General features: G+C 62.5%; 22 protein-coding genes. 15 read left to right on the plus strand and 7 right to left on the minus strand.

Annotated elements, in window-relative coordinates:
- Positions 1–60: 60 nt before the first annotated feature.
- The 8 genes from RBB18_RS09015 (at position 61) to RBB18_RS09050 (ending at position 5,391) form a co-directional block, all read left to right on the plus strand.
- Positions 61–882, plus strand: coding sequence for a DUF305 domain-containing protein (locus RBB18_RS09015; RefSeq protein WP_103761816.1), 822 nt, complete (start codon positions 61–63; stop codon positions 880–882).
- A 60-nt stretch (positions 883–942) separates the two neighbouring features.
- Complete coding sequence (locus tag RBB18_RS09020; protein ID WP_103761815.1) at positions 943–1,236, plus strand: hypothetical protein; 294 nt, start codon at positions 943–945, stop codon at positions 1,234–1,236.
- A 411-nt stretch (positions 1,237–1,647) separates the two neighbouring features.
- A complete protein-coding gene (locus RBB18_RS09025) occupies positions 1,648–2,304 on the plus strand; it encodes an ATP-binding protein (RefSeq protein ID WP_306110937.1) in 657 nt (218 codons plus the stop codon).
- Between the two features lie 10 nt (positions 2,305–2,314).
- A complete protein-coding gene (locus RBB18_RS09030) occupies positions 2,315–3,073 on the plus strand; it encodes a Crp/Fnr family transcriptional regulator (protein WP_306110938.1) in 759 nt (252 codons plus the stop codon).
- 20 nt (positions 3,074–3,093) lie between these two features.
- Entirely contained in the window at positions 3,094–3,339 is a 246-nt protein-coding gene (locus tag RBB18_RS09035) for a hypothetical protein (RefSeq protein WP_103761812.1), read from the plus strand.
- A gap of 97 nt (positions 3,340–3,436) precedes the next feature.
- Positions 3,437–3,802: a hypothetical protein gene (locus tag RBB18_RS09040; protein WP_245890390.1), complete on the plus strand. Its 366-nt coding sequence runs from the start codon at positions 3,437–3,439 to the stop codon at positions 3,800–3,802.
- Positions 3,799–4,647, plus strand: coding sequence for an SDR family oxidoreductase (locus RBB18_RS09045; RefSeq protein ID WP_103761811.1), 849 nt, complete (start codon positions 3,799–3,801; stop codon positions 4,645–4,647). The genes RBB18_RS09040 and RBB18_RS09045 overlap by 4 nt, the downstream gene beginning before the upstream one ends.
- 132 nt (positions 4,648–4,779) lie before the next feature.
- Complete coding sequence (locus tag RBB18_RS09050) at positions 4,780–5,391, plus strand: BON domain-containing protein (RefSeq protein ID WP_306110939.1); 612 nt, start codon at positions 4,780–4,782, stop codon at positions 5,389–5,391.
- Positions 5,392–5,482: 91 nt separating this feature from the next.
- Here RBB18_RS09050 and RBB18_RS09055 read toward each other — a convergent pair whose 3' ends face one another.
- On the minus strand, positions 5,483–5,626 hold the full coding sequence (locus tag RBB18_RS09055) for a hypothetical protein (protein ID WP_170067115.1): 144 nt from the start codon (positions 5,624–5,626) through the stop codon (positions 5,483–5,485).
- Here RBB18_RS09055 and RBB18_RS09060 point away from each other — a divergent pair.
- Positions 5,625–6,188: a superoxide dismutase family protein gene (locus RBB18_RS09060; protein ID WP_103761809.1), complete on the plus strand. Its 564-nt coding sequence runs from the start codon at positions 5,625–5,627 to the stop codon at positions 6,186–6,188. The two genes, RBB18_RS09055 and RBB18_RS09060, sit on opposite strands and share 2 nt — an antisense overlap.
- 108 nt (positions 6,189–6,296) lie before the next feature.
- Here RBB18_RS09060 and RBB18_RS09065 read toward each other — a convergent pair whose 3' ends face one another.
- Complete coding sequence (locus RBB18_RS09065; protein ID WP_103761808.1) at positions 6,297–6,566, minus strand: hypothetical protein; 270 nt, start codon at positions 6,564–6,566, stop codon at positions 6,297–6,299.
- A 172-nt stretch (positions 6,567–6,738) separates the two neighbouring features.
- Between RBB18_RS09065 and RBB18_RS09070 the strand changes: the two genes are divergently transcribed.
- The 5 genes from RBB18_RS09070 to RBB18_RS09090 all read left to right on the plus strand — a co-directional run bounded on the left by RBB18_RS09070 (position 6,739) and on the right by RBB18_RS09090 (position 13,443).
- Positions 6,739–7,200 (plus strand): response regulator, encoded by a 462-nt coding sequence (locus RBB18_RS09070; protein ID WP_146049965.1) that lies wholly within the window; start codon positions 6,739–6,741, stop codon positions 7,198–7,200.
- A complete protein-coding gene (locus tag RBB18_RS09075) occupies positions 7,197–8,714 on the plus strand; it encodes a bifunctional aminoglycoside phosphotransferase/ATP-binding protein (RefSeq protein WP_306121246.1) in 1,518 nt (505 codons plus the stop codon). The genes RBB18_RS09070 and RBB18_RS09075 overlap by 4 nt, the downstream gene beginning before the upstream one ends.
- 102 nt (positions 8,715–8,816) lie before the next feature.
- A complete protein-coding gene (locus RBB18_RS09080; protein WP_306110941.1) occupies positions 8,817–11,627 on the plus strand; it encodes a xanthine dehydrogenase family protein molybdopterin-binding subunit in 2,811 nt (936 codons plus the stop codon).
- Positions 11,624–12,184 carry a (2Fe-2S)-binding protein gene (locus RBB18_RS09085; protein ID WP_306110942.1) on the plus strand — a complete coding sequence of 187 codons (561 nt, stop codon included), beginning with the start codon at positions 11,624–11,626 and terminating at the stop codon, positions 12,182–12,184. The genes RBB18_RS09080 and RBB18_RS09085 overlap by 4 nt, the downstream gene beginning before the upstream one ends.
- Positions 12,184–13,443, plus strand: coding sequence for a cytochrome c (locus tag RBB18_RS09090; RefSeq protein ID WP_103761804.1), 1,260 nt, complete (start codon positions 12,184–12,186; stop codon positions 13,441–13,443). Before RBB18_RS09085 ends, RBB18_RS09090 begins: the two co-directional genes overlap by 1 nt.
- Before the next feature lie 218 nt (positions 13,444–13,661).
- Here the strand turns inward: RBB18_RS09090 and RBB18_RS09095 are convergent, their stop codons facing one another.
- The gene (locus RBB18_RS09095; protein WP_146049964.1) at positions 13,662–15,029 is read right to left on the minus strand and encodes a hypothetical protein; all 1,368 of its coding nucleotides are present in this window, start codon (positions 15,027–15,029) and stop codon (positions 13,662–13,664) included.
- An 8-nt stretch (positions 15,030–15,037) separates the two neighbouring features.
- Positions 15,038–16,873 carry a hypothetical protein gene (locus RBB18_RS09100; protein WP_306110943.1) on the minus strand — a complete coding sequence of 612 codons (1,836 nt, stop codon included), beginning with the start codon at positions 16,871–16,873 and terminating at the stop codon, positions 15,038–15,040.
- Positions 16,874–17,051: 178 nt separating this feature from the next.
- Between RBB18_RS09100 and RBB18_RS09105 the strand changes: the two genes are divergently transcribed.
- Entirely contained in the window at positions 17,052–17,348 is a 297-nt protein-coding gene (locus RBB18_RS09105; RefSeq protein ID WP_306110944.1) for a hypothetical protein, read from the plus strand.
- Between the two features lie 169 nt (positions 17,349–17,517).
- Here the strand turns inward: RBB18_RS09105 and RBB18_RS09110 are convergent, their stop codons facing one another.
- The 3 genes from RBB18_RS09110 to RBB18_RS09120 form a co-directional block, all read right to left on the minus strand.
- Positions 17,518–18,318: a hypothetical protein gene (locus RBB18_RS09110; protein WP_306110945.1), complete on the minus strand. Its 801-nt coding sequence runs from the start codon at positions 18,316–18,318 to the stop codon at positions 17,518–17,520.
- 81 nt (positions 18,319–18,399) lie between these two features.
- The gene (locus RBB18_RS09115; RefSeq protein ID WP_306110946.1) at positions 18,400–20,655 is read right to left on the minus strand and encodes a hypothetical protein; all 2,256 of its coding nucleotides are present in this window, start codon (positions 20,653–20,655) and stop codon (positions 18,400–18,402) included.
- A 276-nt stretch (positions 20,656–20,931) separates the two neighbouring features.
- Positions 20,932–21,297, minus strand: a complete 366-nt coding sequence (locus tag RBB18_RS09120; protein WP_103761798.1) for a hypothetical protein — start codon at positions 21,295–21,297, stop codon at positions 20,932–20,934.
- Positions 21,298–21,465 lie beyond the last annotated feature (168 nt).

A 21,465-nucleotide genomic window follows, 5' to 3' on the forward strand; every position in this document is an offset into this window, starting at 1 on the left:
TGCCCGCGCTGACACCCCCGGGCCTGCTTTGAGCCCGGTATGCCAAGAAAGGAGAGCCGCATGACCTACATCCGCTTCGCCCTGATGATCCTGACCTCCACAGTCATCATGTTCGTGCTCATGTATCTGAACACCTACGCATTCGAGCATGTTTTCTTCAGCGAAACCCGGCTCTATATGGCCATCTTGATGGGGGCGACCATGGCGTTCGTCATGCTGTCTTTCATGGCTTCCATGTATCCCAGCCGAACCATCAACATCAGCATCTTTGCAGGCAGCGTTGTCTTCTTCGGCCTGTCGCTCTGGCTGGTGCGCAGCCAGGCCACGGTTGACGGAGAAAGCTACATGCGGGCGATGATACCGCACCATTCCATCGCCATCATGACATCGGAACGGGCCGGGCTCGAAGATGCCCGCGTGGAAAAGCTGGCAGCGAGCATCGCCGAGGCCCAGAAGAAGGAGATATCCGAGATGCGGGCTCTTGTCGCCGATCTGGATGCGGACGAGGTTGTGCAGGCGGTCTTTGAAGATCCGGCCCCCCGAAACGGCACGCTGAACGACGCCCTGAACAACACGCTGATGTCGGAACTCGATCTCGCCCCATTGCCGGCAGTTGCCGGCCCTGTGAGTGAGACCTGTCGTTTCCGTCGCACCCGCACTGAAGATCCCATTATGCTCGCCACGGCCGACGGAAATACAGCGACCGTCAATTTGAACGGTGTAATCCTTTCGCTGAAGGGCCGCGAGGACGGTACGGTCTTCACGACCGAGGGTCTCGACGTCACCGTCGACCCGGTGGATGCACCTCGCTTCGATACGCGGCTGATTTTCTCGATGACCGAGGGGCCGACCGTGTCGTATGGCGGCTTCTGGTGCTGCTGAACGTAGGCAGATATTCGTTAGGATGTCGCAGCGAATTCCGAGCCGAAAAGAAAACACGGCTTGTATATCGTCGACGCTGTCGACCCTCGCAAACCAGGAGTGGTGGTCAGGGGCGGCGAACTCATGCAGGCCGTCAGACGCTTGACACGCCATTTCCGCGAGATGCTGGTCGTCGTGGTGACGCCTGACGACAGATATCTTAAGGCAGCCGAGCTCTTCGGTGTCCGGATTGGCACGGTCAAAAGCCGCACCAACCGCGCAAGGGCAATGGTTGTCGCCGACCTTGAAGGCCGCGCGCCGAACGATCGACTTTCCAGTGAGCCTTTTGAATATGCAATTTCCGAGTCTGTATAGTTCAGCGACGCCGAGCATCCTCGCTTAGGCTTTCGAGCGACGCGATAGGCCCTTGCGAAGTTGCTGACCGATCCGGCCAATGGCTCCGGTGATGACGACTGTTGGGGGGATGTTTCGGAGCTCAAGCCGGATGTCCTCCTGCGGGTCGCGGTGGTTCGGAGACCTTGATAAGTCAACGAAACGGACGCGGCGATGTTCCGGCACGCGGGCAGACGGTGCCAGATGTCGCGGAGATCTGCCGGACCGGAATTTCCGCCGCGCCAGCAAACCTATGTTGTCGCGGTCTCAGGACATACCCGGATAGGATGAGCGGACGCGGTGCCTCGTCATCTCCTGTTTCCCAGTCCGCCGCTTTGCCGTTTCGGAGCGGGCGTAATCGCGTACGACAGTCAACATCTTGGAGAAATCGACTTGGAGTCCAATACCTCTATCGGCACGGGTGACCGGGAAAACGAGCAGGAGTTGCTGCTGCTCAACGAAGCGGAGCACAGGCATGGCAACACGCTTCAGATCCTGTCGAGCCTTGTCAGGCGCAGCCTGCAGGACGCCAAGACAGCCGAGGCGCGCGAGGCGCTGAGCTGGGTCAGCGAGTTGGTCGAAACGCTCGGCCGGCTGCAGGGCCTGACGCGCGAAGGCGCGCAGGGCGATACGGCCGACCTGCTTGGCAGCATGGCACGACAGTGGCAGCGCATCTGCAACGGCCATATTCGTATCGTGGTCGATGCCGAGCCTGGGCTGAAGATGGCACAAAACCAGCATACGATCGTCACCCTGATCGCGCAGGAACTGGTGCTCAACGCGATCAAGCACGCCTTCCCGGAACAGCGCCACGGCACGGTTCATGTCCGGCTCTATGCTTGTGGGGACGGAAATGCTACTCTCGAGGTGGAAGATGACGGGGTCGGCCCGAGGGCTGGCAGGTCGAACCAGTGCAAGCGAGGCACCGACTCCACTGTACATGGACGATCGCTGACCCGGGATCTCTCCCTATTCCTGGGGGGTGGTCTGCAGCGTGGTCAAAGTCATACGAATGGCGGCTACCCGGTCACTGTCTGCTGGCCGCTGTAAGGACCATCGAATGCAAGATGTGAGCGCTCTGACGCGCAAGCTGCGCAACGGTGCGGCGCTCTCCGGCGAGGACGTGGAGCGCCTCGAGCGGATCGCCCTGACCTCGCGCTGCGTCCCGGCCAACACCGACTTGATCAAGGAACATGAGACCACCGAATACGTACACGTGATCGAGTCAGGTGTTGCCTGCCGCTACAAGATCACGCCAGACGGCCGTCGGGCTATTTTGGCGCTTCTGTTGCCGGGCGACTTCTGTGACTTGCATGTCGCGATCCTCGACCACATGGATCATTCCATCGGCACATTGCAAGAAAGCCGGGTATCGCGCGTGTCGCGGGACGACGTCTTGCAAATGCTGTCGGCCTCCCCGGCGATCAGCCGGGCCTGCTGGTGGGCGACGCTTGTCGACGAGGCGGTGCTGCGCGAGTGGTTGGTTAACGTTGGTCGGCGCCGGACGGACCAGCAACTCGCCCACTTATTCTGCGAACTCTACACGCGGCTGGAAGCCGTTGGACTGGCCGAGAATGGCCGGTTTCGAATGCCATTCACGCAAACCACGCTGGGCGATCTGGTGGGGGTTACGCAGGTCCATGTTCAACGCACGATGACCCAGCTGCGTGACAAGGGACTGATCACCCAGCAGGACCGCGAGATCGGCTTGCATGACTTTAACGCAGTAGCGGAATACAGCGATTTCGACGCGACCTATCTCCACCTTGGAGGCCGATCTGAAGATGCCGGGCCGGGGCGGCGCCAGAGGAATGAGTGACCCGGAGAAAAGGAGGCCAAGTGGCCCACTTCTATTTTGATGTGAATGACGGACGAAAGCGCTCTGTCGACGATTATGGTGTCACTTACAACACCAAGGACGAAGCAAAGCAAGCCGCCATGCGAGAGCTTTCACTGATCATCCGTGATGACTTGCCGGATGGAGAACGAGCAAACTACGTGGTGACCGTGCGGGACGAAACCAGCACACCGATATACGTGGTGATGGCGGCAGTGATGGGGGAATCCCTGCTTGAGTACACGTGATGCGATATGGAGCTTGGGCAGGCAGGCGCGTCTCGGCATGTTTCAGCGGTTGGAACGGGAGTGAGGAACATCCGTGGCTCTGTTCTGTTGGTTCCCAATGACGGACGACACCCGACAAGACACTGATGGAGAAGCCAACAGCGCACGGAAAGATAGCGCCGCTGCCGGAGTGGCGCGTTTGCGCGACCATATCGACCGGGGCGGGGCGGCCGACAAGGCCGCGGCCTGGGATCCAGCTGTCGCGCCCCTGGGCACCGATGACGAAGCCGCCGGAGCGCCGCCCACACGGGAGGAAGTGGCCGTCGCCGAGGACGCGGAACGCCATCGCGCCGCGCCCGCCGACCACAAGCCCGGTCCGGGAGACCGACAGGGCGCTCGTCGGCGACCGGGGGTGATGACGGTGATGGTTCTCGTGGTGAGCATCATCCTTGCGGTACTTCTCATTTACGGAGGTCTTTCATGACGCAGTATTCCGATGACCGGGTGCAGGATCAGCAGCCGGGGCTCGAACACGAGATGTCGCCACCCCCGGAATACATGCCCCGATACCCGGGATCCGGGCGTCTCGAGGGCCGGGTCGCCTTGATCACCGGTGGCGATTCCGGGATCGGCCGCGCGGCGGCCGTGCTCTTCGCGAGAGAGGGCGCCAGGGTCGCCTTTCTCTATCTCGATGAAAACGAAGATGCCCGGGAGACCCACGAGGCCGTACGCGCCGAAGGGGCCGACTGTATCGCTATCCGGGGCGATGTCGGCGACAAGCCGTCCTGTTTCGACGCCGTCGGCAGGGTCGTCGGAGAATGGGGTCGGCTCGATGTGCTTGTGAACAACGCCGCCGAGCAGCATGGGCAGGATGCGTTCGAGGACGTGTCGGAAGAGCAGATAGCGGCCACGTTCCGCACCAATATCTTTGGACAGATGTTCATGGTGCAGGCCGCGCTTCCGCATATGGGGGAAGGCGCGGCAATCGTGGCCACCACATCGGTGACGGCCTATCGGGGGGAAGATCTGCTGATCGACTATTCCGCCACGAAGGGGGCGATCCTGTCGTTCATCCGCGCGATGGCGCACAAGCTGGCGCCGCGCGGGATCCGGGTCAACGGCGTGGCGCCAGGTCCGATCTGGACACCATTGATCCCTGCGTCCTTCCCGCCGGAAAAGGTGAAGCACTTCGGCAAATCCAGCACGCTTGGCCGCCCGGGGCAGCCCAACGAGGTGGCCCCCGCGATCCTGTTCCTGAGTTGTCGGGACAGTTCCTTCATGACCGGTCACGTGCTGCACCCCGACGGTGGCGAGGCCACCGCCGACTGACGCCGGTGTGGCCCGGGTCCGTGCCTTTCCACGCGCCGTCGATCAGGAACATCTGCGCGGCCGTTTTCGTTTTCTGGCAGGAACCCGAATTCAAGCCGCCAGACTGCTGGCGCGCCGCGAGAGGAGAACACCATGTCCAGAAGATTGAACGACCTGACCGAGCAGGAAGCCCGCGACGAGTTGGCCCGCCACCACCGTCATAGCCGTCGGGGCCCCTACGGCTATGACGAACAGATGGACAGGCCATGGGATTCCGCAGCCTACGTCGCCGGACGACACCCGGTCGCGGGCTACCCTTGGACTGTACCGGTCTATCCGGCGCCCGAGCCCGGCCTGCCGGCCGCGTATCCGGGGTATCCTCCCAGGGGGTCGGATTACGGGTATCGCCAGGCACCGCGCGGTTATGAGGAACGTGGCTTCCTTGCGCGCGCGGAAGATGAGGTGACGTCATGGTTCGGCGATGATGCGGCCCAGCAACGTCGCGAGGTCGACCATCGTGGTCGCGGGCCAAAAAGCTACGTTCGTTCCGATATCCGCATCGAGGAGGATGTTAACGACTGGCTGACCGACGACCGGGATGTCGATGCCACCGAGGTCAGCGTGGGCGTGAAAGACCGCGAGGTCACGCTTGACGGCACGGTGGACAAGCGCTGGGCCAAACGCGCGGCCGAGGACTGTGCCGACAGCGTGTCGGGCGTGGTCCACGTTCAGAACAACCTCCGCGTAGACCCAGCCGCGGCCTGACCGTTTCGGGGGGCGCCCATCGCGCCCGCCGGTTCATTCTCGCGGCCGGGGCGCCTGACGGGCGCTCCGCCGCATATCCCTCTCAGCCAAATCATGCCGAGTAGTCGCCCGCATGGGCCACGCCTGTTTCGGTCTGGAACATGTGTCGGTGGCTGTCGGTTTTTCTCTGAGTAGACACCGTGCCGCCGACGAAAGACCGGTGGGGCGGGCCAAGCCCGAGAAAGGACATGATCATGACTCATCATCCCTCAACCCATGCCACATCGACCCGCCGCCTCTGGACGGCGGCCGCCGCCGGCGCCCTGTGCCTGGGCGTGGCGGCGCCCATGGCCGTTGCGCAGAGCAGCGGGGCGCAGATGCCTGAGAAGGATATCACCTTTACCTCTGCCGAGGGCGAGGAGATCGGCACCGGTACGCTGACCGGCACCCCCGCCGGCGTGCTGATCGAGGTCGACTTGCAGAACCTGCCGGCCGATAGCTGGCACGGGTTTCACATCCACGAGAAAGGGGTGTGCGACGTCGAGAGCGGCTTCAAATCCGCAGGCGGGCATTTCAATGCCGGTGACACCGAGCACGGCCTGATGGTCGAAGGCGGGGCGCATAGCGGCGATATGCCGAACCAGTATGTTTCGGCAGACGGCAAGCTGATCGCGCAGGTTCTGAATACCGCCGTGTCGATTGGCGGCGAGGCCGATGTTTCGGGCCGCGCCATCGTCATCCATGGCGGGGCGGATGACTACGAAAGCCAACCGTCCGGCGACGCCGGTGAACGGATCGCCTGTGCGGTCATCGATTGATGGTTGCTTTCCGGCCGGGTCGCGATATGCGGCCCGGCCGGGTTTTTTACGAATTCCGAATGGATGGGCTCTGCCGTTGATTGACCTGCTGGCTTGGCCCGAGGCGCCTCAGACGTCGTCCGACATCGGGGTCTGACCCTGCTTGCCCTGTTCTTGTGACAGGATGTTCCGCACCTCCCGCATCAGGGCTTCACGCTTTTCCCTGTTATCCGCGGGATCGGATTCAATCTTGCTCAGCTCGGTCAGGATCGACTTGAGATACTGCTCGCGCGTGCCGGCGGAGTATCCCTCTTCAGCGAGGATGTCGTGAAGTTCCTCCGGGCCGATCCAGTCGCCGTGGCTTGCCTTCAGTCTCGTGATGTCGGGGGTATCTGACATGGGCCTTTCCTTTCTCCCCCAACCTTCTCTGGCACGGCGAGGTTCCATCAAAGGGGCGAGGCCCGCGGAATGCGGCCGAGCGGAAAACAGCGCAGTCGAAGGTCGTTTCGTTAGGTGCAGCCGGGAACACTGATTACCTTTTTTGGACGAGAACCGGGAGAAAGGAAATTCCATGTCCTCGCTCAGAGTCCTGATCCTCGAAAATGAAAGCGTCGTCGCGCTTGACCTCGCATCGATCCTGGAAGCGCGTGGATGCGATCCCGTGATCGTCTGCGAGACGGCAGAACTGGCCGACCGGAGCATCGACATCGCCGTTCCTGATGCCGGAGTTCTCGACATCGAACTGGCAGAGCGGGATGCTTGCCTGGCTATCGCCACGCGGCTTGCCGGCAATGCCTGTCCGGTTCTGCTTATTGCAGATGACATGGCGTTGCCGGAGCATCTTTCCGGGATGCACGGGGCTTGTCATCATATCGAGAAACCTTTCAGCGAAACTTGCTTTCTCAGCGCGTTCGATATGCTGACTGCGGAAAAATCGCAGGGAGGCGTCGAACGACCTTGCGGAGGCGTATTGAGGCCCCATTCTGATTGTCGCGGAGCATTGGCATGGCAGAGGACACACAGGACAAGGTGATCGCCTTTCTCGGCCGTCACGAAGGTGACGGCGGAAGTCGGAGCAATCACGTCGAAACGCATAGCGCGCATGTATTCCTGCATGGCGATACGGCCCTGAAAATCAAGAAGGCCGTCCACTACGATTACCTCGATTTCACTGCGCTCGAGACGCGCGAAAGGATGCTGCGCCGCGAACTGGAACTGAACCGGCCGGGCGCGCCGCAGATCTATCGCGATGTTGTGGCGGTGACGTGCGACGGCGACCGTCTGGAACTGGACGGGCAGGGGGCACCGGTGGAATGGGTGCTGCGGATGTGGCGTTTTCCGAAGGAGAATGAGCTTTCGGCTGTCGCCGCCCGCGGCGAGTTGAGCGATGCCCTGGCGGATGACCTCGGCCGAGCCATCGCGGATTACCACGCCGATGCGCCTTTGCGAGAGGGCGACGGCGCCGACCGTATACGGGCGATCATCGAGGAGCTGGAGACCGCCTTCGGGGCCATGCGCGATGACCTTGGCGGCGGCGAGGCGGATGCATTCATCGCGATGACAAAAGCGGAGTTCGGCCGGGTCGCGGCGCTTTTGCGGGAGCGGGCCGCCGGGGGGCATCTTCGGCGCTGCCACGGCGATTTGCATCTGCACAATCTCGTGCTGATCGACGGCGGGCCGGTTCTCTTCGATGCGCTCGAGTTCGACGAGGAGCTGGGGACTTGCGACGTGCTCTATGACCTGGCCTTTCTGGTCATGGACCTGCTGAACCGTGGCCTCGGCCGGCAGGCGAACATCGTTCTGAACGCGTGGCTGCATGCAAATGAGGGGCAGCAGGATGAGGGGCTCGCCGGGCTTCCTCTCTTTGTGGCGTTGCGCGCTGGCATTCGGGCGATGGTGGCGGTGCAAACCGGCGCCGGTGACCGAGAGGAGATTCGGGCGCAGGCCCGGGGGTTTCTCGAGACGGGCCTGGCCGCGCTGGAGCACTGCGAGGCACGGCTCGTAGCGATTGGCGGGATGTCCGGATCCGGCAAGTCGACGATCGGCAGGCGCCTGGCGCCGCAGATCGGCCGGTTGCCGGGGGCCGTGCATCTGCGGAGCGACCTGGAGCGCAAGTCGCTTGCCGGCGTAGCCCCGGAAGACCGCTTGCCGGAGAACGCCTATACGGCGGCGGCATCCGATGCGGTGTACGATCGTCTCGCGGCGCGTGCGGCGGCCGTTCTGGCAACCGGGCAGAGCGTCATCCTCGATGCCACCTTCCTGACCCCGGTCGAGAGGACACGCGCACGAGACCTGGCCGCGCAGGCAGGGGTGCCGTTCACGGGCATCTGGCTCGACGCGCCGGTCGAGGCATTGACGCGGAGGGTTGATGCAAGGGAAGGCGACGCCTCTGACGCCGACGCTTCCGTGGTGCGTAAGCAGGTGGAAAAGGATACGGGCCCGATTGACTGGCAGAGGGTAGAGGCCTCGGGCGACAGAGAAAACGTGGCCAAGGTGGTTTGGGCGTGGATCGCCAGTCCGGGCAGGTCGTCTCCCGCCGGTTCCTGAGCCGAATGACCTTCTGATCTTCTTGAACGGCTTCCATGGCCAGTCCTTCAATCAACATGGAACGTGATCGAAAGCCTGTGCGTTGAAATACTGGAGGCACTCATGAACCATTTGTCGCGACGGGGATTCCTGAAAGGGGGCGCGACTGCCGTGGTAGTGAGCGTGACCCCGCTTCACCAAGCTTTGGCCAGGCTTCAGACCGAGCGACAGACACAGCCGCCCGGATGGCGTGAAAACGGCAATGTCCGCTTTCGCCAGGATGGCATTCCCAAGGTGACCGGGGACAAGGTCTTTGCGGTCGATATTCGGGCCAAAGACATGCCCGACTGGCCGGACGGACAGGCTCACGCCTTTCTCATTCGGGTGCCTCGGGCGGATCGGATCTTCGAGGGCGTGACGCTCGACCCGCTTGGCGAAGAGATGCGCCCTGACACCGTCGTGACGGCAGAGACACTGCGCAACGATGGCGTCGAGATGGTCGAGCCGGACTTCTACGGGGCGTTCTTTCTCGAAGAGGGAAACGTGCCGGCCTACCTGGGGCAGCCTGTGGCGCTTTTGGTTTACCACGACTACGCGCGGTTCCGCGCGGCGCGGACAAGGTTCAAGTTCAACGAGGATGCGCTGATCTGGGGCGATGCGGCCGAACCGCCGGCGCGCACGCCCTATGGCGCCACCCGTTACGTCCGGATCGGCGGGGAGACGCGGGAGGCCGAGGATCGTTTCTCGCCCCTCAGGAACGGCACGATATTCGCAGGGTTCGAAAACGGCGAGGCGGATTGGCCGGACGCAGACAGCGAAGGCGATGTCGGCGGCAAGGCCATGGCCCTGGCCGGTGAGTTGCGGTCTGAGCTGGAAAATCCACCCGAAGGCTGGAATGTCTATCGCCGCAAGTATCGCTCGCAATATGTCGATCCCGCGGCGCTCGAGCCCGATAACGGCAACGCGTGGTACGATACGGCCACGGGCCGCCTTCACGTGGTGACGGGCACTCAGTCGCCCTGGACCAATGCCGACCATATCGAAAGGATGGTCAGCGCCAGCCGTTTCGATCTGACAGAGCTGCGTTTTAGTCCCGGCTATACCGTGGGCTATGGCCAGAAAGAGCACCATGTGCACCCCTATTACGTCGCCATGGCGGCCCTCTACGGTGACGGCCGCCCGGTGCGGTTGGCGCTCGACCGGTGGGAGCAGTTCCAAAGCGCGCTGAAGCGCCATCCGTTCGATACCGATATCACGCTCGCCGTCGACCGCGAGACGGGCGAGTTTCGCAGCTTGGCCGCCGACCAGCGGGCCGATGGCGGTGGGGTGATGAATTTCAGCCCTTCGGTGGGCCAGGTGTCCGCGACGGCGCTGCAATCCATCTACTATCTTCCGAAAAGCGATCTCGCCGTGCAGGTCGACGCCTCGCGGGCGCCGACCGCGGGCTCGATGCGCGGCTACGGCACGCTGCAAAGCATGGTCGCGATGGAGCTGATGGTCGACGAGGTGGCCGAGGATCTGGGGCGCGACCCGATCGAGCTGCGCCGGATCAACGCCTTCCGCAGCGGCAACAAGAACACCCAGGGCGCAATTCCGGGTGGGCACCTGCGGGCCGTCGAAATGCTCGAAGCCGCCGCGGCCGACCCGATCTGGACCGAACGCGCCGAGAGAAAGAAGGCGTTCGAGGCCGAGAACCCGGGCTATCATTACGGTGTCGGCTTCTCCTGCGTGCAGAAGGACTACGGCACCGGGGCAGAGGCCGCTCTCGTGCAGCTTGAGCTCTCGCCAGACGGCCACCTGCACATGCGGCACGTGGCCTCGGAAATCGGCTGCGGTGCGACCACGTCGCAGATGCTGGTGACCGAAGCGCATCTCGGCAAGCCGGCCGACAGCGTCGATTTTGCCGTGACGGATTGGCCCAGCCTGTCGCTTGAGGCCAACAACGAACCTTACACGATGAGCCAGGACACGCAGGACAGCCTGGCGGAAAACCCCCGCTGGGTGCCGCGCATCACGTCGCCCCGCAGCGCCTCGAACTCTGCCTATTACTTCACCCACGCCACCACGGAAGCGGCGCGGCTGCTGTTCGAACTCGGCCTCTGGAAAGCCGCGCTCAGCTTCTGGCGCGAAGGCATCGGGGGCGGGCAGGCGGGCCCGCTGTACGTGCGCCGGGAAGAGGCGGAGTGGCGCGACGGGCACTTGGTGGCAGGCGGGCTGAACCCGCTTCCGCTGGAAGACCTGGCGCGCCGCGCCCACGAGCGGGGTTACATCACCGGCGTCACGGTGCACACGTTCAATCGCTGGGCCTGGGCCCGGGCGGAATTCGAGGTCGAGGGCGAGCGGTTCGAGGCTCCGATTGACGCGCTTTCCGTCCGCTGGGGCGAAGGGGCCGATTCCGGGAAGCGGGCGGCCATGACCGATGGGGGCTATGCCTTCCAACCGCGCCAGCGTGTCGAATACCCGCCCACGCAGCGCAACAATGCCGCCGTCACCTATTATGCCCCCTGCGCGACGCTGGTGGAGCTTTCGGTCAATCCCGGTTCGGGAGAGGTCAAAGTGCTCAACCACCGGTCCTGGCTGGAATGCGGCCGGCAGATCGTGCCCGAGCTGGTCTCGGGGCAGATACAGGGCGGTATCGCCATGGGCATCGGCCACGCGCTCTACGAAGAGATGCCGCCTTATGAAGACGGGCCCGGAAACGGCACCTGGAACTTCAGCCGCTATCGTCTACCCCGCGCCGAGGATGTCGCGGTTTGGGCGCAAAGCGCCACGGTGCTCGAGCCCCTGTCGCCCACGGACCCGCCGAAAGGGATTGCGGAGGTGGTGATGATCCCCGTGGTGGCGGCGATCGGCAACGCCGTGCATCACGCCATCGGCCACAGGTTCGACCGCACGCCGATCACGCCCGAAAGGATTAAGGAGGTCACAGGATGACCGCCATGATGACCGTTTTCATGACGATCAACGGCACCGAGACCGAGCCGTTGGAGGTGCCCGAAGACCTGATGCTGCTGGAGTTCCTGCACGAATACCTCAACCTGACCGGCACGCGCTATGGCTGCGGGCAGGGGGTCTGCCGCGCCTGCGCCGTCATTCATGACGGCCCGAAGGGTGCGCGGGTGGTGCCGGCCTGTGTCACCGGTGTGGCATGGGCCCACGGACGCGCCTTCCGGACCGTCGAGGGGCATGCCGATCGCGACGAGGAGGGTAACGTCACCGCGGTCACGCCGGTTCAGCAGGCGTTTCTCGATCACTTCTCCTTCCAGTGCTCCTATTGCACGCCCGGCTTCGTCGCCGCGGCGCAGGCGTTGGTTGAGCGGCTGGAAGTCGATCCGGTGCCCGCGGAAGACGTCGAAAATGTCGTGCTGGAGGCGCTGAACGAAAACATCTGCCGCTGCACCGGCTATGTCCGCTACCTCGAGGCGACACGGGACGTGATCCTGGCGACACCCGGCCTGACGATCGGCGACGGCCGGGCGGAGGGAAGCTGATGCGCACCGTGCTTCGCGTCCTGGCCGGGCTCGTTCTTCTTGGCGTCATCGTTGCCGTGGTCATCTTTTTCGGCTTCACCGGGGCCGGGCCCGTGCCCCCGGCCAGCCGCGATCTCGAGGCGCTGGATGAAGAGACAAGGGCCGAGATGGTTTCGCTGGGTGAATATGTTGCCAAGGCCGGCGATTGCGCCGCCTGCCACGAGAGTGAGGATGGGCTGGCGCTTGCCGGAGGCACGCCGATGGAAACGCTCATGGGCACCGTCTATGGCACCAACATCACCCCGTCAGAGGCCCACGGTATTGGCGACTATTCACCCGACGATCTCTATCGCGCCATGGTCTACGGTATCGCGCCCGGCGGGCGGCGGCTCTATCCGGCCATGCCCTACACCTCCTACCATGCGGTCTCTCGCGAGGATATCGACGCCCTCTACGTCTATCTCATGGCGCAGGAACCGGTGGAAAAACCGAACCGCGATGCCGACATGGCCTTTCCGTTCAACATTCGGCCCCTGATCGCCTTCTGGAACCTGATCTATCGGCCTGACCCGCCAGAGGGTCCGGGCCCCGGATTGTCGGCTGGGGAGAAGTTGGCCGACACCGGTCGCGGGGCTTACCTGGTCGACGTGCTGGGCCATTGCGGGGAATGCCACACGCCCCGCAACCTTGCCTTTGCCAAGACGGGCGAGCATCTGGGTGGCACGGTGATCGAAGGCGCCGTTGCCCCCGATATCACACCGCAGGGGCTGGCCGGCCGGGGCTGGACCGAGACGGACCTGTCGCAGTTCCTCTCGACCGGTCTGTCGCCGCAGGGCGTGATGACGTTTCGCATGTTTCCGGTGCTCAGCCATTCGACCAAGTATCTGCCCGAGCGCGATATCGAGGCGGTCTCGGCCTATCTGGCGCAAGACATGCCGGAACCGTCCGAACCGCCCTCCGATCCCGACGCCATCGACGCACACCCCGAGGGGCACCGGCTTTATGTCGGGCTTTGCGCCGGCTGCCACGGCACCAACGGGAGCGGCCAGCCCTCCGGCTCTGTCCCGATGGTGGGCAATACCACATTGATGCTGGACAACCCGTTGAACCTGCAGCGCGTGATCCTGGAAGGGATTCCGGCCCGGCAGCTGAGCGGTCATCTCAGAATGCAGGAAATGCCCGCGTTTGACGCCACCTTGGCGGAGGCGGAATTGGAAGACCTGAGTGGCTATCTGCGAGCCCGGTGGGGTGTGGATGCAATCGCAATGCAAGACCAATAGGTATGAGGGGCTTAGCTGCGAACGCGAACGCAGAGGGTTCGGCGCGGTGGCGTCGACAGATGCTTGCCGGCGATCCTGATCAAGGCTCGTGCGGAGTCCCGAATAGAGTGTTCGAAGTGTCTCCAGTTGGCTGCGCGTATTCTTGGGGCCGGACCAGCGCCGTCCTTCCTCTTTTATTGATCAAATGACAATTTCAACCTGAAAGCCGGCTTTGCTCTTCAGACGTCGAATGAGTTGAATATCTTGTCGATTTCCCGTCCGGCCGCCGCGAGCGCAGCTTGCTTCGCCCGATCTCCGGTGTATTTCTTCCGGGCTTGCCGTGATGTGTGATCGTTCATCAGCATGCCTGCGAGCGTTGCATCCTCGCTGATTGCAAACACCACGTCGTAGACGATGGATCGGCAGATATGAGCGCCGGTACCGAACTCCGAGGACCAGACCTGCGACACGTAATTCGCGGCAACCGGTGTGCCGTCAGGATGTACAAACAGCGGCCATTCCTGCTGCTCGGCGATCTGGCGCAGGGTTTCGAGATATTTTGGGTCATCATCCTGAAGCAAGCGCGCATCGACAAAGTGCTGCACGCTCGGGTGAACGGAACCGGGGTATTCCTCTCGACCGGGACGATGCCGGGTCTTGCGAAGCTTGTAGTCCCGGAGGCGATAACGGTCCTCGGTCCAGACCAGGTCGCGGCCGAACTTGAGATCATGCCACTCCCGTCGAAGAGGAGTCAGCGGGGGCACCGCGATCGCCAGGGCCCGGTTGCGTTTGATCATGCGCCTTGCCGGGTTTGTTTGCCGCGGCACTTCCGCAAGAACCTCCTCCGCGCGAGGGTGGATGGTCGTGATGTCGATCGCGGCCAGGGCGGCAAATTTTTGCGCCGTCTCCATGTTGGCTCGGTCACGCAATTTCTGAAGGAGCTTGTCGAGCTCCTTGACCAAGGGCTTCGGATAGGCTTTCGAGAACCGAAGGAAATCCCTAAGGTCTGTGAATGTCGCGACGATGGTGGAAGTGCTCAAAGGAGCCCCACGCACGGAAATCCGGGTTGTCTCGTAAGCGTAGTATGCCCGAAACGACGGGATGTCGAAGTCCAGATCCAGACCGCTCTCCCGAAGGTACCAGCCGTATTGGCAGATCTTGCGGGTCATGCGGTCGTAAATATCCGGGGCCAGCTTGATCTCGCCATCGTCCCTCCGGTCCCGGATGCGGGCGAGATGGTGTTGCCAGTCCATCGGAAGGTCACCGGGATAAAGCGAGATCTTGCGGTCGTAGTTGCGACGCTTCTCGCGGGAAATGCCGGCAAATCCCCTGCAGGCGGTCAGGCTCTGTTCCGCTGCTCGAAGCGGTGCAAGCGGCGGGGCCTCTGGCCCGTCGGTCTTGATCATGGCCGCGATCACATCGTCAATCGCGGCGGCGCCGTCATTCAGACGAGCCCACACGCGGCAGTCGGATGGCGTGAGTTCGGTGCAGCCATGTTCGGACATGAATTCGACCAGGCTGTCGAGCGCCTGCAACTCACCGAGCGGCATCTTGAGCAGAACGGGAGAGGCCGCGTTCGGCTGCCAGTGCGGTTTTGCGAGTATCACGTGGCGAGTCATTGTCCCACCAAAGCCTCCGCCAACAAATCCTGCACTTCCTCGAGTTTCTGCCGCTTGTCGATCCATCCGTAGTATGTGTCGAGCACGCCGATCGAACATCCGAGATACGCGGAGGCGCGGCCGCGGTTGCTCCAGGACCGCGCGAGCAGGAGCGTGGCAAAGCCATGCCGGAAATTGTGCGGGTACATGGGAAGGCCGATCTCCGCGCTGCTGCGGGTCAGCCACTTGTAGAGCATTTGCCCTGCAAGCGGGTTCGCCGATCGCTCTGAGACGAAGAGGTGCGTTGCCCTGGCGCATTTATTTTTTTCGCAGAATTCTGAGTTGGCGAAGTCGAAGAGCGGTCGCGCCGTCTTCAGATACCAGTCAATCACCTCGTAGCCACAATACTTGTCGTCCCGTATGTGGATGGGGGGTAGTTCGACATACTCGCCTTTCATATCCTTCTGGGCGACCCGCAACTCGAAGAACTTCTTTTCGCCTGTCGTCTTGTGGAAAAAATTCTGCCCGGTGCCACTACACTCTGCAGCCAGCGCGCTACCTTTCCGCAGGCCGGCGCCTCTGATTTCCAGCGCCGAGAAGGCCGCGCAGGTCGAAAGACGCCGTACAGTGCGCAGTTGGGTTCCCGTAAGGGGTTTGTCTGTTGCGAGAATGTCCTCCGCCCGGTTCTGATAGAGCACATGCTGTCTCAGGAAGGTTCGGACATCTTTGGGGTTGTGAATGAGATTCTCGTAGAAGGACCGGTTTTTGGGTGACATCTTTTCGCCCGCCGCGTGACCTTCCTGGAGGTGCGGGTTTGTCGTCAGGTTCTTCAACCACTTCTTTGTCTTGAGGCCATTCGCCTTGCCAATTTGGGCGACAATGCGAACGTAATCCGCGGCGGTCCGAAGGCTGAACCCGGTCTCCGTTTCCGACTCGTCGATCCAGTGACGGATGACGGCGACCCGAACGCGTGTTTTGAACAATGCGTCGAGACAGTTTAGTGACGCCAGGTCCGCCAGGCCCGTTTCCTGCGCGGCCCGGGCGAGTGCCACCAGCGCAGCACGGTAGGTCTCGGCCGTCGTCGCGTTGAAGTTTTCGGTGCAGCTCTCCGAGACATCATCATATGTGCTATGGTCATATCGCGCCGCCTCGACCATCTCTGCGATCATCATGCGCACTGACTCCGGCACAGGCGTGCGAACCGCCGGAATGAGGTACGCCGTGTCGAAGTCCGGTGGCAGGTGTGCTGCGATCTGCGGGAAGATGCGGTGCCGCGCGAGCGCCCTGAGGGCTGTCGCGGAGGCCGAACTCTCATGGGCCGGCATTCCCTCAAGGAAGGATGGAACGGTGTCAGGGGTCAGGTCCATAGGGTCGAGGCCAGCCTCTCGTGCGCGATCGGAGAAGGTGCGGATCGAGCCGAAGGTTCCGGGATGCACCGGACCGTGATCTTTTGAGAGATCTTTCAGGATCGCCAGGAACGGGGTCCAGCCGTCGATGCGCTCCCGCAAGGCTTTCTGCGCCGCGACGAGGCCAAGGGTGGTCCTGATCCGGCGACGGACGACTTCGCGCCACTTCGCGTAACTGCTCTTCGACTGCCAGAAATGCCTGCCTGCACCCGGCAACGGTCCCGAACCGATCTGCTTGAGAGGTGGAAAATTCGCGTCGAACCAGGCGAGCAGGTCCGCGCCGCCGCCATCGCAGGTCGAAAGCGGTGCGTTGAAGAACTCGCCGACCCGCGCGATGCGGTTGCGTTCGGTTTCGTCGACAGTCTCGTCGAACACCGTCTGCATCGTTTTTGAGGCTGGCAGGTTTGCGGTCATCGCCGTTTGCGAGGCACTGGAGAAAAAACCCATTCTGTGCTCCTTTTTGGGTTGGAGGGACCGCGGCCGCTTTTCCGGACGGCCGAGCGATATCGGGTGTCAGTCGGACTTGGGACCGAGTACGGCCTTGCCGAAATTCCCGTAGCGAGCCCTGGCGAGCTCGCTGCCGGCATGCGCAAGAACCTGGCTGGCCGAGGTCGGGGACGTGGTCATGTGGATTGGTGACGGACAGGTGGCGCACTTGAAGCGGTCTGTGCTTGAAGTTCGAGATGCCGAGGGCGAAAAGATCCCGGCGGATCGCGCGGCGTATCGTGCTGCGCCACCGATTGTAAGCGCGGGCAGTGGTCCAGGGGACTTCAGCATCATCGCAGTGGTGCTTCGGAAAGCGCGCATCAAACCAGTCGACGTCTGCGGGCATGCTCTCGAGCGGCATGCCGAGAAGTCGCTGGAGCCGGCGCAGGGCGGACCGGAGGCCTGGGTCGGGGTCATGATCGTGCACCTCCCGTAGCGTGGCCGGTGCCCGAACGGCCGGGCTTGCGACGATGCGGTTGAGATTTGTCGTTCTGAGAACCATGGGATTTCCTTTCATCGGGTTCGTGGAGGAGATTGGTCGCCTGGCGTGCAGACGAAGCGAAAATGTGCGTTCGAGTCGAAATATCCGGGAACTAAGCCGTTCCTTATGTTCCCGACAGTTTCGCCTCGGCCCACACCCCGTGCAGGCACTCGCCTCGGCGTGCATTTGCGCCGGATCCTGTGCAGGAGCGCTGTGTTTCGGTCTGGGTGGCCGCGCGTGCCGTGGTATCCGCGAACAAGCCGCGGGGGGTGCCGTCGGTGGAGGTCGTCGCAGCGTCGGGCGCGTCGCCGTCCCGGGTGTCGGCTCGCGCTTCTTCTGACGCGGAGGAGGTCTCAACCGAGCCCGAGTTTGTGAGCCTGTGTGCCACGTCCGAGACGATGAAGCGAACGCGTCCCTGGCTGATGATTCGGGCCGGGAGAGCGTCCTTGTCCGCGAGCATCGCGTCGATCCGGAACTGCGGGACTTTGAGATGCCGCGCCAGGCACGAGGCGGGCAGGGCATGTTCATGGATCGGTGCGAGGGTTTTCCACTCGTTCCGCGGGCTCGACAGCAGCTGCTCGACTTGCGCCCTCAGCATGAGGTTTCGCTTCGGTCCGAACGCGTAGAGCGGCGGGTAACCATTGTTGGACGCGCGCAGCTGGTCCAGGAGAACGTCTCCGGAAACACCGAACCACTCGGCGACGTTCGTGGCGCGCACCAAGCCTCCGCCAAGCATATCGTCTTCGAAGGTGTCCGATGGCGATAGGCCGAGCAGGTGCTCGTAGACTCTCACCATCGGGAATTTACGACCAAGCGGGTGAATCCCGAACCGGGCGAGGAAAGGGCGCACTTCGTTGCGCGACAGCGTCGACCAAGTGTGCAGGTCGAGGAGCGTTGCGGCGTGAAATCTTGTGAAGGGAAGCATGGGCATCTCCTGTTTTGCAGGAGATGGTTCCCGTCACAGCGAGACGGAAAGAATTTCTGAGTCGACGCGGTTGACGCTGATCTAAACCAGACCTGGGCGGCTTTCGCGCCAATCGCGGATCCGCGCGACGTGGAAGCGGGCCGAGGCGGGCGTCATGAACGGCTGTTCGCTCATGATCCGCTCAAGATGCTCGTCAGTCACTATGGCGAATGGCGCGGGGTCGTCGCCGCGCGCATAGACACCGAACGCCCGCAGGCAGCGCCACAGAAAATGCGCGGCTTCCAGCACCTGTTTCGTTTCACCCTCGAGCACCGCCTGAAACCTGGCTGGAAGCGGATAGACCGCCTGCTTCAGCCGGCTCCCCCTCGCCGGCATCGGTCCGAGGCGGTCCGTCGGCAAAAGGCCGGTTGCGGCGACCTCCGGTACGGCGTGCAAGGCGTCGAGCCGGTCGATGTTCCGCGACCATGTTATTCGCAGATCCGGGCGCAACGATCTCTCATGCATCCATGCCCATTCTTTGTCGAGCTGCCAGGGCTCGAGCCCGGCGACGACCGCCACACCCATCAGCGCATCGACTGGGTTATCTGCGCGCGGGATACCGGCGTCGACGATATGTCTCTGGAGCTCTTGCCAGCCGGGTGTCCAATTGCGTCCAACATGATCGGCCAGGCGCAGCAATGCCAGGCGGTAATGTAACATTTCTCGCGGATGGCTCGCGTGAGCAGCCGCGATCAGGTCATGCCATCTTATGATGTCGACCGGAGCGTCGAACACCGTCTTGTCGGGTGTCAACTCATACAATCGCCGCGCCGCAACGATCAATTCTTTCACCCCGAAATCGCCGTAACCCGCCGCTACGGCGACAGATTGCAGCGCATTTTCCAGGGCTGTTGGGGGGGCGCCACTTTGAGCCCTGAGCCAAGCCCTCTGGTCTCCGATAATTGTGCTCGGCAGTCGCTCGGGAAACTCCGTGCGCAAGACATCAAGAGCCGCGAGACCGGCGAGGCATTTCGGGAGATCCCGGGTCCCTGCGGCTATCTTGAGAAATTCACGCGCGACATTCACGTCGATTTTCGCCGGAGGTATTGGCGGCTTGGCGCGTTCTGCGAATTTCCTTATCAGCAGCAGGCCCTGCATGTTGTTGCCGCTCGCAATGGTTCCGTTGGCGCGAGAGATCAAGCCGTCCCAGAGAGACAACCGGTCCGTGTGAGCGAGGAACGCGCGGAGAACCGTCCGGTAGCCGAGCAGAGTGAGAGGCGTGCGTTTCTGGGATGCGGTTTCGAGGAACGCTACGGCGTCGGCGAGAAAGGTCGGGGACTCGATGTCGAAGCCGGCTTCCAGAACGTCTCGCAAAAAGCGGCGCAAGTTCCGCACGCGACGGCGGTCAGTCGAGCGTTCATTGGCAAATGCAGACACTTCTGCCTCTATTGCTCCTGGTAAGACAACCGGGCGTCTTTCTGTCCTTCTTTTCCGAGGCTTGGCGGGCGCCTCCTGGCGTTCGGGACGGCGGACTCGGTCCGCGGTTACGTTATCGGGCACTGCGCCGGGGATGGTTTTTCGAAGCAACGAAAGTAGCGCCAGGAGATAGTTATCGGCGGAATACTCAGAAACCTTCTGCTTCACTGCGGCACGGTATCGAGTCGCGCACTCCAAAGACATTGACCATCCGGGTCGGGGGCCATCGACACCGAACACTCCAAAATCCACGGCAAGTTCGAAGGCACGACGGGCGCGGCGGGCTTGACTGACTGGCATCTCGTCCAGCACCCCATTAAACTCCGGAGGGAGGCCAAGAGGTTGCCTGTCTCCGTCACGATATGTCGGCATGGAGCCAAACTTGTTCGGACCAAGTATGCCCGCCGTCACGACGCGCGGATCGTCTCTGAGTTTGTCGATTGTCGATAATGAATTTCGGAAAGAATTTCGCTCCGTGCGACGCAAGTCCCGGTCAGCCGTCAACGCCATCTGTCGCGTAATATCCCGCAAGGCCACTCCGGGGAACATCGCTTCCATCAATCTCCTGTTCACGCCGGCGATGCGGTTTTCCCGGGCAAGCTGATTCAGCAGTGTGTACGGGTCCCCATCATGCAAAGCCCCGGCGAGTTTTACGTGACGCAAGATGCTGTCCCGGCATCGACGGTAAAGCGCCGCGTCCCCGAATGCCTCGACAAGTTCGTCGTCCGGCTCGTGGGGCAGCACGGTCGAGAAAGATCGCTCGGTTTTAAGTAGGTCGGGGTCCTGAAACGCTTCCGACCCGATAGCCGTCTGAGCGAGATCGAGCGACGCCAATATTGACGCGGTGCCGGGAGAAGGCAGCGTGCCGCTTTCGATCCGCATTCGCAGATTTGCAAGGCTTAGGGAAGTGTCTGAATGTGTCATACGAGAAAGATGGGACTGTTTGCGATGGTCAAAAAATTTTCCAGTGGCAACTGACGAGACCGGGAAAGACCTCATTCATTCGTTCAGAGCGAATTCGAAAGTACGAATGGCTTTGGAGAGCGGGTCGGTGAGCCACGGGGTCACGTCGCAGATATCCTGCTCCCCCGAACTCATTAGGATAGGACGCTCAGGCGGCGCTGGCGCGCCACCTGAAGGGAACAGCGTGCCCTGGCCTCAGTCGGCATGACGGAACTGCGCGAGAAGCTCGCTGACCCGCGCTCCGTGCCACCGTGTTATGTCGGAGGCTGGCAGGCCTCGCTCATGACCGATCCGGTCGAGCGATGAGGGTGACTGGTCAGCCAGGACGCGGTGGATGTCGCGCAGCGCGGCCTCGACGGCATTTGTATCCGGGATCGGCTGCCCGAAGGCGCCGTGCAGATCACAGAGCGCCGCGAACCCGCTCGGATCATCGAGCGCATCCAGCAGGTCGCAGAGACTCGCGCCTTCACGGCGAAGGTGCTGCTCCACAGTGTAAGCCGCGCCGAGACGGGCCTCGGCGGTGTCGATGGTGGTGGTGTTGAGGGTGGTGGAATTGAGCATGATGTTCTCCCTTCATGCAGTGTCGGAAACGGAGGTGTGCCTGGTTCATCGGCGTCATGTTCCGTCGCAGGGAGAAGGTGGGCGTTGGCAGGTTCCTTTCGTTTGTTCTCAATGGCTGGTCTTCGGTGCTGGTGATGAGAACATTAGTCGATCATCCGGATTACGAAG

This window comes from Roseovarius sp. MMSF_3298 (assembly GCF_030733705.1).
In the GTDB taxonomy this organism is placed as follows: Bacteria; Pseudomonadota; Alphaproteobacteria; order Rhodobacterales; family Rhodobacteraceae; genus Roseovarius; species Roseovarius confluentis.